We start from the raw sequence: 12,958 nt of genomic DNA, 5'->3' as shown, positions 1-12,958 counted from the left end.
CATGAAACGTCCGATTTATCTTGATTATGCAGCTACAACTCCTGTAGATCCTCAGGTTGCTGAACGTATGATGGAATGCTTAACATTCGATGGTACCTTTGGTAATGCGGCATCTCGTTCACACGCGTATGGTTGGCAAGCAGAAGAAAAAGTTGAATATGCACGTGAACAAGTTGCGAATTTAATTAAAGCTGATCCACGTGAAATCGTATGGACTTCGGGTGCGACCGAGTCAGACAACCTTGCGCTTAAAGGTGTAGCTCATTTCTATGCATCTAAAGGTAAACATATCGTTACCTCTAAAATCGAACATAAGGCAGTTTTAGATACCTGTCGTGAGCTTGAGTCTGAAGGTTTTGAAATTACCTATATTGAGCCTCAACCTCAAACCGGTTTAATTACTCCAGAAATGGTACAGGCAGCGATCCGTCCAGATACGATTCTTGTTTCCCTGATGATGGTGAACAATGAAGTCGGTACTGTGACTGATGTTGCAGCGATTGGTGAAATCACTCGCGCCAACAAGATTTTCTTCCATGTAGATGCAGCTCAGGCGGCAGGTAAAGTTGAAATTGATCTTTCAACTTTAAAAGTAGACTTGATGAGTTTCTCTGCGCACAAGATCTATGGCCCTAAAGGTATTGGCGCACTGTTTGTACGTCGTAGCCCACGTGTACGCCTTAAAGCTGAAATGCATGGTGGCGGCCACGAACGTGGTATGCGTTCAGGTACCCTTGCGACTCACCAGATTGTAGGTATGGGTGAAGCCTTTGAACTTGCAGGCAAAAACCTGGAAGCTGAACAGACTCGTTTACGTGTACTTCGCGACAAGCTGTGGAATGGTTTACAAGGTCTTGAACAAGTGTTCCTGAACGGCCATCCAACACAAAACGTAGCGAACTACCTGAATATTAGCTTCAACTTCGTTGAAGGCGAATCATTGATGATGGCATTGAAAGATGCTGCGGTATCTTCAGGTTCGGCATGTACATCTGCAACACTTGAACCATCTTATGTACTTCGTGCATTGGGTCTTTCAGACGAACTTGCACACAGTTCGATCCGCTTCAGCTTCGGTAAATACACCACTGAAGAAGATATCGATCACGTATTGACTATCACTAAAGCTGCTGTTGAGAAGTTACGTGAACTTTCTCCGCTTTGGGATATGTATAAGGAAGGTATTGACCTTTCTAAAGTTGAGTGGGCTGAGCACTAATTTTCATTCTGAGATAGTGACAAATCCGTTGCTATCTCATTGAGAAAAGTTTTTTTACCCCCATATTTAATACTAAGGCTGACCCCGAGGTTTGGAGAAGCAACATGGCTTATAGCGAAAAAGTAATTGATCATTACGAAAACCCTCGTAATGTTGGCGTTTTAGATAAAAATGCTGAAAACGTTGGTACTGGTATGGTTGGTGCGCCAGCATGTGGTGACGTGATGCGTTTACAGATTCAGGTAAACGACGAAGGTGTGATTGAAGAAGCACGTTTCAAAACTTATGGTTGTGGTTCTGCCATTGCATCAAGTTCACTTGTGACCGAATGGCTCAAAGGTAAAACTTTGGATCAAGCCCAAGCGATCAAGAACATTGATATTGCGACTGAACTTGCACTTCCACCAGTAAAAGTACACTGTTCTGTTCTTGCTGAAGATGCAATCAAAGCAGCTGTAGAAGACTACCGTAGCAAGAAAGTTAAAGCTTAATTGTTCCACGTTTTGAAATTTTAACGGAGTTTTCATGATCCATTTAACTGAAAATGCTGCAACTCATATCAGCAATTATTTAAAAAATCGCGGTAAGGGTGAAGGCATTCGCGTTGGTGTGAAAACTTCAGGCTGTTCTGGTCTGGCCTATGTGCTCGAGTTCGTCGATGAAGTCGATGCACATGACCAAGCCTTTGAACAGTTTGGGGTTAAAGTATTCGTTGACCCGAAAAGTCTGGTTTATCTTGAAGGTATGGAGATGGACTATGTTAAAAACGGCTTGAACGAAGGCTTCGAATTTAACAACCCCAACAAAAAAGGCGAATGCGGTTGTGGTGAATCCTTCACTGTATAAACCCGGCAGTTATTCTCTTTTGACATTAAAACAGTGTGTTTCACACTGTTTTAATTGCATTTATACAGTTATTTTTGCTCATTAATCGCGGATCCCATCTCCCATGAATCATTTTGAGTTGTTCAACCTTCCTGTAGCACTCGATATTGATTTGGCGGCTTTAAAGACTGAATTTTTAAAGTTGCAGCAACAATATCACCCAGATAAAGCTGAAGACAAAGATCAGGCTCTGATTAAATCAAGTGATATCAATCAGGCATTTAAAGCCTTGTCAGCGGTCGATAGCCGTGCAGCGTATTTACTGTCTCTCAAGAAACAGGATTATCACTTAGATCAGTCGATCAGTGATTTTGAATTCTTGCAGGACGCTCTGGAAATTCGTGAACAACTTGACGATGCAACCTCTGCTGAAGATTTAACTTCACTGAAAGTCGAAGTCCAGCAATGGATTGAAGGCTTGGTTCGCGAGTTCAAAATTGATTATGCGGATGAAGACTGGGCCGAAGCACGCGATACAGTGCGCAAACTACGCTTCTTCGTTAAAGTCATGGCCGATATCGACAAAGCGGAAGACCGCTTCCTGGACGATGACAGCTTTGATCTTGATGATGATTTCTAATTTTTAATATTTAACGTGCAAAGGATGTAACACTATGGCTCTCTTGCAAATTGCAGAACCAGGTCAATCAAGTGCACCACATGAACACCGCATTGCGATTGGTATCGATTTAGGCACCACCCACTCTTTGGTTGCCACGGTTCTTTCAGGTAAAGCCAAAGTACTTAATGACGAACAAGGTCGTGTGCTACTTCCTTCTATCGTGCATTATGCAGAACAACAGACTCAATACGGCAATGAAGCTGCGCCTTTCATTACTACTGACCCTAAAAACACCATCATTTCTGTAAAACGTTTTATGGGTCGCTCGAAAGCTGACATCAAATTCCAGCATCCTTATGCGTTGGTTGGTGAAGCGAATGAAATGCCGGCTTTTGAAACCGCACAAGGCCGTAAGACGCCGGTTGAGATTTCTGCAGAAATTTTAAAGCAGTTGAAAGACCGCGCTGAAGCCAGTCTGCAAAATCCGGTCAATGGTGCCGTTATTACTGTTCCGGCCTACTTTGATGAAGCACAGCGTCAGGCAACCCGTGATGCTGCTCAACTTGCTGGCTTGAATGTTTTACGTTTGTTGAATGAGCCAACCGCTGCTGCTGTTGCTTATGGTCTCGATCAGGAAAGCAACTTAAGTACAGATCGCAACTATGTGATCTACGACTTGGGTGGTGGTACCTTTGACGTTTCGATTCTGCGTTTTAGTCAAGGTGTGTTTGAAGTTCTGGCAACCGGTGGCCACACTGCCCTCGGTGGTGATGACCTAGATCGTTTGATCCTGAAATGGGCCAAGAAACAACTGAATATTGACACCTTGAATGATGCAGAATATGCACATTTTGTGGTTGCAGCACGTAAAGCCAAAGAAGCTTTGTCTGATGCAGATTCAGTTCAACTCAAATTGCTTGATCAGGTATTGACGCTTGACCGTCCGACATTTGAAGAGATCATTAAAGTTGCTTTGGATAAGACCATCAGCGTATGTAAGCGTGTGATGCGTGATGCCAAGCTTGAACTGGATGACATTCAAAATGTCGTTTTGGTCGGTGGCTCAACCCGTTCTTATGCAGTACAAAAAGCCGTGCGTGAAGTATTCAATCAAGAACCACTATGCACTATTAATCCGGATGAAGTGGTTGCTATTGGCGCATCAATTACTGCGAACCAATTGATTGGCAACTCAACTGATGGCTCATTACTATTAGACGTGACGCCTCTGTCTCTTGGTCTTGAAACCATGGGCGGACTGGTTGAACGATTAATTTCGCGTAATACTGCGATTCCAGTCGCTCGTCGTCAGGAATTTACGACTTATCAAGATGGCCAGACTGCCATGTTGATTCATGTGGTTCAAGGTGAACGTGATCTGGTTGAGCATTGCCGTAGTTTAGGGCGTTTTGTCCTGCATGGCATTCCGCCAATGACTGCTGGTCAGGCACGTATTGAAGTGACGTTCCAGGTCGATGCTGATGGCTTGCTGACTGTATCTGCGAAAGAAACTACTTCTGGCATGACTGCTCAAATCGATATCAAGCCATCTTATGGTTTATCGGGTGAAGATACTGAGCGCCTGTTGCTAGACGGCTATAAATTCGCTGAAGAAGATAAAAATCTTCGACATTTGAATGAAACCAAAGTTGAAGCACAGCGTGAGCTGGAAGCACTGGTTCAGGCACTCAAAGCAGATGCCGGTCTTTTGACTGAGGAACAACTTGCAGCACTGCAAACTGCGCAAGCACAACTTGAAACTCAGCTTCAGGGTTCAGATATCAAAGCAATTGAATCTGCCGTTGAACAGCTTAAAATACATAGTGATGCTTTTGCAGCAGCACGTATGAATCAACATATTGATGCAGCTCTTAAGGGCACTAAACTCGACGACTGGTCAAACTCAAACTAATTTAAGGTAACGACTATGCCACGTATTAAAGTTCTTCCACATGCGCAGATTTGCCCCGAAGGTGCTGAGTTTGAAGTCGAACAAAATGCCAATCTTTGCGAAAGCCTACTGAAAAATGGCATTAAAATTGAACATGCTTGCGATATGTCAGCAGCGTGTACCACCTGCCATGTAGTGGTACGCAAAGGTTTTGACAGCCTGGAAGAAATGGATGATGTTGAAGCTGACTTACTCGATCGTGCCTGGGGTTTAGAACCTGATTCACGTCTTTCTTGTCAGGTTAAACTGGACGATGAAGATCTGGAAATTGAAATTCCAAAATACACCATTAACCATGCGTCAGAAAATCACTAAGATTTTCGTTGCAGGCTAAAATAAAAAACCACGCTCAGGCGTGGTTTTTTCTCTTTATAAGAAACAATTAAAGTAAATTTACATGAACTTTAAATGTGTTCAATTACTTCATCCTCAAGCTTCAATTTGACAATACCTTGTGAATTGGTCATTTTCTGCTGAGTTTCAATGCGTTTAATCATTTTTTCTAGTACATGAATCAGCTCAGGATATTCAAAGTTTTGCACTTCATCCAGATTCAGCAATAAATGAAAGCCCTTATATTCATAATCGAACCAGCGCTGATACTCGACTTTCTGAGACGCATATTTTTCCATGACCTGCCAGGTTCTTACAGGTGCTTTAATGCCTTTCAAGAAAATCGGCTTTTTCGGTGCACAAAGATAATCATCTTTGATCAGATTATGAGTATCTTCCGAAATCAGGATTTCATCGACTTCCGCTGCACTTTGCAAACGCGCAGCCAGGTTAGCATCACGCCCTACAATGGTATAAGCCATACGATGCGTAGCCCCATAATTCCCTACGTGGCAATAACCGGTCGAAATTCCCATGCGGATATGCATTGGTGGATAACCCATTTTAATCCAGCGTTCACGCAGCAATTTCATTTGCTGACGCATAGCCAATGCCATTTCCATACAGTTCTTGGCATCCCGTTCCACACCTTCGGAGTTCGGATCACCAAAGAAAATCAGGATGGCATCACCCATGAATTTATCGACAGTCGCTTCATAATTTTTAGCAATTTCGGTCATGTGCCGCAAATAGTCATTCAACAGGAATGCTAAATCATCTGGAATCAGGGTTTCAGATAGCTCGGTAAAACCTTGAATATCAGAGAAAAAGATCGTCAACTTTTTACGCTTATATTCAATTTTGGCTTCAGATTCACCTTTCATGATGGATTGCCACAACTGCACAGGCGCATAACGACTCAGCTGATTGGCAAATTCCATATAACGGTTCATCTGTTCAAAATAATGATTTTTCTTCTGGGTCATATATTGCACACGACCACTTTGATAAAAACTTCCGACACCAAAATAGGTAATCAGGCAGATGAAGCCTAAAACCGTCAGTTCACTGCTGGTCGGTTCAAAATAAGTCCCAAAACCAAAGACCAGAATATTGGCCAGATAAAAAACGGTGATCCCGACCAGACTGGCCAGAGAAGCCATCATCAATGAAATTTTATTGCTGATCGCGGTATAGAGCACTGCGACCAGACCGAGCAAGGACAGTACCAAGTCCAGATGCACGGCCGCCAAAACCACCGAGATGACAATGACATCAATCAGGAAAAGAATATTACGCCGAATGTGATAATCATGACGATAGATCAGCCAGCGAGATAGCTTGGGAGTGATCAACAAAACCAGAAACAAAAAAAATGGAACAAAAAGCTGATACTGGGTATCTGGTTCAGTGTAATGAAAGACGACCAGAACCAGAGACAGCATGATATAGCCCATCATGCGATGGAAATATTCAAACTGATGGGGTTCTTTTTGAATCCAGTCGTCTAATTGCACTCACTCACTCCCTGAAGTCCGCAACTGTCCATGGTTCTCGGAATGCCTTGGCTGATTAGTCCATGCGCCAGTCAAATGGCATATCACCTTGACCACGTAAAGCCAGCATTAAGGTTTGACGCATATGTGCCAATACTTCACTGCTATAAGGAACAGCAGGTGTACCCCAAACAGGCTTCGGCCATGCAACGTCGTTCTGATAACGAACCACATGATGAAAATGCAATTGCGGCACCATATTACCCAGCGCTGCTACATTCATTTTATCTGCACGGAAAACACGTGCCAGCTGGCTTGATAACCAGCTTGACTCTCTTAAAAACTGCTCTTGGTCAGCTTGACTCAATTCATATAATTCAGAGACACCCGGCACACGTGGAATCAGAATGAGCCAGGGAAATTGCATATCATTCATCAAACGACATGTTGACAAAGGAAAGTCGCCTACAAAAAACGTATCTTGAGCAAGTTGTGGATGCAAACTAAACATATCTTTATAAATGATGCAAAATTAGAATGATGGCTAATACTAACATATCCAACTGAAGCTGAATATTGAAAGCAATGTGTTTAAAGACAAATTCTCATGATTTGTTGCGAAGCACATCACAACAATTACTGTAAACAATTCATTAAAAAAATCAAGCCTGTTGTTCCTGCAAACTTCATTGGAAAATGAAACCCAAACTGAATTTTCAGGCTGATTTAATCGAATAAAATCAGTGCAATTCTTTAAGCAGACTGTCCAGTAAATCCTGTATAAACTGAATCCGCTTTTGATAGTCTTCCAGCATGACCATGACTTTTAGACGTTGACCGCCATCCATCCGGAAATAGGTCGGATGTTTCTGCATCATCTGGATAATCGTCATGGCTTGAACCGGAGTATCCGGTGCAAATTCAATATGCCCACCCTGACTGCTGATATCAATTTTAGTAATACCAAGCTGCTCGGCTTTCAATCGAATCTGATGTACAGCAAAGAGCTGTTTGACTGGTTGCGGCGGTATACCAAAACGATCAATCAATTCCATCCGGATATTATCCAGCTTTTCCTGGGTATCGGTATTACTGATGCGTTTATAGAACAACAGACGTTGATGCACATCACCCAGATATTCATCCGGAATCAGTGCTGGCATATGCAGGGTAATTTCGGCAGTCAATGACAATGGTGCGTCGAAGTTTGGCGTTTTACCTTTTTGAATGGCTTTGGTGGCTTTTTCCAGCATTTCCATATACAGGCTATAACCAATCGCCTGCATCGAACCACTCTGCTGTTCACCGAGTAATTCACCTGCGCCGCGAATTTCCAGATCTTCAGTTGCCAGCATAAAACCGGCACCCAAAGTTGAAGCACGCTGAATGGCATCCAGACGTTTTTCTGCATCACCTTTTAAGGCTTTTAATGACGGTACCATCAAATATGCATAAGCCTGATGATGTGAGCGCCCTACACGTCCGCGTAGCTGATGTAATTGCGCCAGGCCCAGTTTGTCGGCACGTTCAATCAGAATGGTGTTGGCATTCGGAACATCAATCCCGGTTTCAATAATGGTCGAACATACCAGAACATTGTATTCCTTGTGATAGAACTGCTGCATCACCTGCTCCAGTTCACGTTCACGCATCTGTCCGTGGGCCACAATCACCCGCGCTTCCGGCACCAGTTTACGGATATGCTCGGCGGCACGATCGATTGTATCAACTTCATTATGCAGAAAATAAACCTGACCACCGCGCAGCAATTCACGCAGAATCGCTTCTTTAATGGTGTCATCGGTATGTTCCTGCACAAAGGTTTTCACCGCAAGACGGCGTGCCGGCGGTGTGGCGATAATCGACAGATCACGCATGCCACTAAAGGCCATATTCAGCGTACGTGGAATTGGAGTCGCAGTCAGTGTCAGCATATCAACATCGGCACGCATGGCCTTGATTCGCTCCTTGTCGCGCACACCGAAACGATGCTCTTCATCGACAATCATCAGACCGAGATTCTTAAACTGGACATTTTCCTGCAAAATCTTATGTGTACCAATCACAATATCGACTTTCCCTTCGATCAGGTCATCAATGGTCTTGGTATGTGCTTTGGAAGAACCGAAACGTGACAGCACTTCAATCCGGACCGGCCAGTCGGCAAAGCGGTCTTTGAATGAATCATAATGCTGCTGTGCCAGCAAGGTGGTTGGTACCAGAATCGCGACCTGCCGATTATTCTGCACTGCAACAAATGCGGCACGCATCGCGACTTCTGTCTTGCCGAAACCGACATCACCACACACCAGTCGATCCATCGGTTTGGCCTGCTGCATATCCTGCAGCGTAGCTTCAATGGCATTGGCCTGATCCGGTGTTTCTTCATAAGCAAAGCCACTGGCAAATTGCATATACAGGCTTTGATCGACTTCAAAACTGATCCCGGGCTTGGAAGCACGACGTGCCTGAATATGCAGCAATTCGGCCGCGACATCGTGAATCTGTTCCAGCGCTTTACGTTTGGCTTTATTCCACGCATCTGTACCCAGTTTATGCAAAGGTGCCAGATCCGGATCACCACCACTATACCGACTGATTAAGTGCAGATTGGTCACCGGCACGTAGACTTTGGCGGCATCCGCGTAATCCAGTTGCAAGAATTCATGATCTTGATCATCAATACTTAAAGTGACCAGACCGGCATAACGTCCGACCCCATAATCGATATGTACCACAGGCGCGCCCATGGTCAGCTCAGTTAGACTTCGGATCAGGAACTCTTCGGAAACTTCCTGCTGACGCTTGCGACGGCGCTGTACTACCCGATGTTCATACAGCTGATTTTCAGAAATCACACTAACGCGATCAGTCAATACCAGACCGCGCTCTAAAGGCGCATTGGTAATGGCAATTGCATACAGAGACTGAATAAAACTATCGAAATTTTCAACCGTGGGGATATCACCCAGACTTGGTCTTAATGCATCTTTGAGGCTTTCCCGGCGTCCAGCACTTTCAGCCACCAGCAGTACCGGATGATTGGCCTGATCAATGTATTTTTTGACTTCATGAAACGGTTTTTCACGTTTAGGGTCTACGGGTAGACGCGGTGGCAACTGGGTATCAAGATTCAATACCCCAGCTTTTTGATCAAAAGGCGTTTGTGCAGCAATGATGCGCGCAAACTGATTCAGCTGCTCCAGAACCTGATTGGTCTGGAAGAACAGGCTTTCAGGCGGCATGATCGGTTGGTCGACATTGTGGCGGCGATCTTCATAACGGCGCACTACATCTTGCCAAAACTGGCTCAGACTTTCGTCCAAAGCCTTATCTGTAATGACAATGCCATTCTTAGGTAAGTACGAAATGAGTGAACTTTGACCTTGCATGGCTTCAGCGCTGAAAAACAAGGGCAAATAAAACTCGATTCCCGGAGAGACTATGCCATCCATCACATCCTGGTATATTGGATTTTTCTTCGGATTCGCGGTCGGAAAAAATTCAGCATAACGGTCACGGAAAGTGGCACGACCTTCCTTAAGCGGAAATTCCTGCGCGGGCAATACGGTAAACTGTTGCAAACTTTGCGTGGTGCGCTGAGTTTCGGCATCGAAAAATTTCAGGCTTTCAATTTCATCATCGAACAGGTCAATCCGAATCGGTGCTTCCTGCCCCGATGCGTAGATATCCATGATACTGCCGCGTACTGCGAATTCACCCGGATCATAAACGGTATCGACCAGATGATAACCCGCCTGAATCAGCTTTTTCTTTTGTTGTTCCAGATCAAATTTCTGACCGACATGAATATCGAAATGCTCACCCAGAATCCATGAGGTGGGCGCTACACGTTGTGCCAAAGTTGAGGCAGACAGCAACAGTACGCCAGTTTTTGGCATATTGGATAAGATTGCCAGACGTTCCGAGACAATATCCTGATGTGGGGAGAGACGGTCGTAAGGCAAGATTTCCCAATCTGGAAAAATCGTGGGTTTAATCCCATAAAATTCCAGCTCACTTTCCAGTTGACCCAAATGCTGATTATTACGTGCAATCACGATAAATAAACGCGATTGATGCTGCACGATTTCTTTAAGCAATAAGGCGGTTGAGGAACCTTGCAGATTGCCTAACCAGCGTTTCTCGCCTGCTTTGAGCTGTGGTAAATTGAGTTGGGAAATTTCTTGCTGGAACATGGATATAGCTTTAAAGTCTAAATAACCTGAGGCTTATACTAGCACGATGATCTCAGGATATTTTGTTATTTTTATGCAGTCTTGCGACATCAATACACATCGAAAATAAGCCACTTTTGCAGCTTATTTTTGATCACGCAGAAAGTTACGATAATAATCATTTAACTTCTTAAGGATCATTTTGAATTGCAGCAGGTTTTCTTTGGTATTGCCTAAAGTCGCATTAAAACGCTGATGGGCAATTTCCAGATCAATTTTTTCATTGATCAGCATCGCGGTGTCATATAACGCTTTTAAATCATCAAACTGTTTTAAACGCCGATTCGACAAATACTCTAATCGTGCACCCCACTCCTGATTGAGTTGAATATCATCGACAATATAACCTGTACCTTCTACATACTGAATATTCTGCTCTTCTAGATATAGCTGTGCAGCAGTCGGTTTATTACTTTTAAATAATGCACTGATTTTATCAAACATTGCCATTTACCTAGCCAAATATAGTTCTTGCTCTAGTCTAGATGAAAATGCCTCAAATCCACATCCTGGACTTGAGGCAAATTATCAAAATAGCAGCGATTCGCTGTTTCAGATGATTTAACAGCTCCGGTTCTGTTAAGAAACCTGTTCGAGCTGATTCTCTGCTGAAGGAATTTCAGACACCAGATTTTCAAATGCAAAGATTTCTTCTAATTGCGTTGCACTTAATAAGCCCAGCTCCAACACCACTTGCGGCACAGTTTTATTTTCGCGCATACATTGTTTGCCGATTTCATCGCACTTGGCATGTCCCAGAATCGGTTCAAGCAAGGTCACAATCCCGACACTGCGCATGACGGAACTTAAACAAATCTGTTCATTGGCCTGAATACCAGCAATACATTTCTGATTTAGGGTTTGCATACCTTGGGTCAACAACTGAATTGATTCATTCATCGCCACGGCAATCACAGGTTCCATGACATTCAATTGTAGCTGTCCGGCTTCCGCAGCCATAGTAATGGTTAAGTCGTTACCAATCACCCGAAAGGCAATCTGATTGACCACTTCCGGAATTACCGGATTGATTTTTGCCGGCATGATCGAAGAACCTGCCTGTAATTCGGGTAAGCGAATTTCAGCCAGACCTGTACGCGGTCCCGAACTGAGCAGGCGCAAATCATTACAGATTTTGGACAATTTCACTGCCAGACGTTTTAAACTGCTCGACAAGATAATAAAGACACCACAATCACTGGTGGCCTCCACATAATCTTCTGCACCTTTTAAAGGCAGCCCCGTCAGGTGCGCCAAAGTTTCGACGACTCGCGTCGCATAACCTGGCGGTGTGTTTACCCCGGTCCCAATCGCAGTGGCACCTAAATTGACTTCCAGCAACAACTGTCGCATCTGTCCAATCAGCTTCAGGTCTTCTTTTAATAAGGTGGCAAATGCCCGAAATTCCTGTTCCATGGTCATCGGAACTGCATCTTGTAACTGGGTACGTCCCATCTTGATGACATATTCAAATTCGGCAGCTTTATGGTCGATACAGTCAATCAATGCTTTAAGCACGCTCAACAATTCATCCAGACTGCTATAGGTCGCCAGACGCAAAGCCGTTGGATAGACATCATTGGTCGATTGCGAGGTATTGACGTGATCATTCGGATGCAGAATGTGATAATCGCCTTTCTGATAACCTGACATTTCAAGTGCAATATTGGCAATTACCTCATTGGCATTCATATTGATGGAAGTTCCGGCACCGCCCTGATAAGGATCGAGTGGAAATGCCGTTTGCCACGCTTCCGGATGCTGAATCAATTCATCACAAGCTTTCTGAATGGCAGTACAGGTCTGCTCGGACAATTTTTGAAAGTGCAGATTGGCTTGTGCCGAAGCTTTTTTCACTTGGGCCAAAGCACGAATAAAGTGCGTTTGTTGCCCCACCGCCAATCCAGAAATCTTAAAATTTTCGATGGCACGTAAGGTATGAATCCCATAATAGCTATGCAACGGGATTTGTTTTTCCCCCAATAAATCACGTTCAATGCGGGTCGGTTCGATTTGAAGCATATTGTCCACTAAAAAATACTCTTGGCGATGCACCGTATTTGGTGTGACATTAATATGAGCAAACAAATACAGGCCTAATAGGAAGACTTTAACCTAGATTTGCTACGATTTATTACCAATACGCTAAAGCTGTGAGTTTTGTAAGATTGTGTAAGTAACTGGCTAAAATTCAAATATTTTAATTATTTATTCAAAATTTCCACTTTCCCCCTGAATCCGACGTCGTATTGCCTTTTATCCGCTCAAGTTATT

Annotated in this window: 11 protein-coding genes; 6 read left to right on the top strand and 5 right to left on the bottom strand. The window is 43.8% G+C overall.

Features of this window, described 5'->3' with window-relative positions:
- Position 1 precedes the first annotated feature (1 nt).
- The 6 genes from MWG72_RS07320 to fdx all read left to right on the top strand — a co-directional run bounded on the left by MWG72_RS07320 (position 2) and on the right by fdx (position 4,932).
- Positions 2 to 1,219, top strand: a complete 1,218-nt coding sequence (locus MWG72_RS07320; RefSeq protein WP_247143577.1) for an IscS subfamily cysteine desulfurase — start codon at positions 2 to 4, stop codon at positions 1,217 to 1,219.
- 104 nt (positions 1,220 to 1,323) lie between these two features.
- The gene (iscU, locus tag MWG72_RS07315) at positions 1,324 to 1,710 is read left to right on the top strand and encodes a Fe-S cluster assembly scaffold IscU (protein WP_004279815.1); all 387 of its coding nucleotides are present in this window, start codon (positions 1,324 to 1,326) and stop codon (positions 1,708 to 1,710) included.
- Positions 1,711 to 1,744: 34 nt separating this feature from the next.
- Positions 1,745 to 2,065 (top strand): iron-sulfur cluster assembly protein IscA, encoded by a 321-nt coding sequence (gene iscA, locus MWG72_RS07310; protein ID WP_005107159.1) that lies wholly within the window; start codon positions 1,745 to 1,747, stop codon positions 2,063 to 2,065.
- Positions 2,066 to 2,168: 103 nt separating this feature from the next.
- Positions 2,169 to 2,684 (top strand): Fe-S protein assembly co-chaperone HscB, encoded by a 516-nt coding sequence (hscB, locus tag MWG72_RS07305; RefSeq protein ID WP_005107161.1) that lies wholly within the window; start codon positions 2,169 to 2,171, stop codon positions 2,682 to 2,684.
- 34 nt (positions 2,685 to 2,718) lie between these two features.
- Positions 2,719 to 4,578 carry a Fe-S protein assembly chaperone HscA gene (hscA, locus tag MWG72_RS07300; protein WP_247143576.1) on the top strand — a complete coding sequence of 620 codons (1,860 nt, stop codon included), beginning with the start codon at positions 2,719 to 2,721 and terminating at the stop codon, positions 4,576 to 4,578.
- A 15-nt stretch (positions 4,579 to 4,593) separates the two neighbouring features.
- Positions 4,594 to 4,932: an ISC system 2Fe-2S type ferredoxin gene (gene fdx / locus MWG72_RS07295; protein ID WP_004279821.1), complete on the top strand. Its 339-nt coding sequence runs from the start codon at positions 4,594 to 4,596 to the stop codon at positions 4,930 to 4,932.
- Positions 4,933 to 5,021: 89 nt separating this feature from the next.
- On the opposite strand, the gene MWG72_RS07290 is transcribed toward fdx, so the two are convergent.
- The 5 genes from MWG72_RS07290 to MWG72_RS07270 form a co-directional block, all read right to left on the bottom strand.
- Entirely contained in the window at positions 5,022 to 6,467 is a 1,446-nt protein-coding gene (locus MWG72_RS07290) for an adenylate/guanylate cyclase domain-containing protein (RefSeq protein WP_005107163.1), read from the bottom strand.
- A gap of 55 nt (positions 6,468 to 6,522) precedes the next feature.
- Positions 6,523 to 6,957: an HIT domain-containing protein gene (locus MWG72_RS07285; RefSeq protein WP_004646760.1), complete on the bottom strand. Its 435-nt coding sequence runs from the start codon at positions 6,955 to 6,957 to the stop codon at positions 6,523 to 6,525.
- A 229-nt stretch (positions 6,958 to 7,186) separates the two neighbouring features.
- Positions 7,187 to 10,645 (bottom strand): transcription-repair coupling factor, encoded by a 3,459-nt coding sequence (gene mfd, locus MWG72_RS07280; protein WP_247143575.1) that lies wholly within the window; start codon positions 10,643 to 10,645, stop codon positions 7,187 to 7,189.
- Positions 10,646 to 10,768: 123 nt separating this feature from the next.
- Positions 10,769 to 11,134, bottom strand: coding sequence for a hypothetical protein (locus MWG72_RS07275; protein ID WP_247143573.1), 366 nt, complete (start codon positions 11,132 to 11,134; stop codon positions 10,769 to 10,771).
- Between the two features lie 129 nt (positions 11,135 to 11,263).
- Positions 11,264 to 12,706: an aspartate ammonia-lyase gene (locus MWG72_RS07270; protein ID WP_247143597.1), complete on the bottom strand. Its 1,443-nt coding sequence runs from the start codon at positions 12,704 to 12,706 to the stop codon at positions 11,264 to 11,266.
- Positions 12,707 to 12,958: the final 252 nt, after the last annotated feature.

This window comes from Acinetobacter lwoffii, from assembly GCF_022967985.1.
Taxonomy (GTDB): Bacteria; Pseudomonadota; Gammaproteobacteria; order Pseudomonadales; family Moraxellaceae; genus Acinetobacter.
Note: the sequence above shows the minus strand (reverse complement) of the source record. Positions and strands in the feature narration are given on the sequence as shown.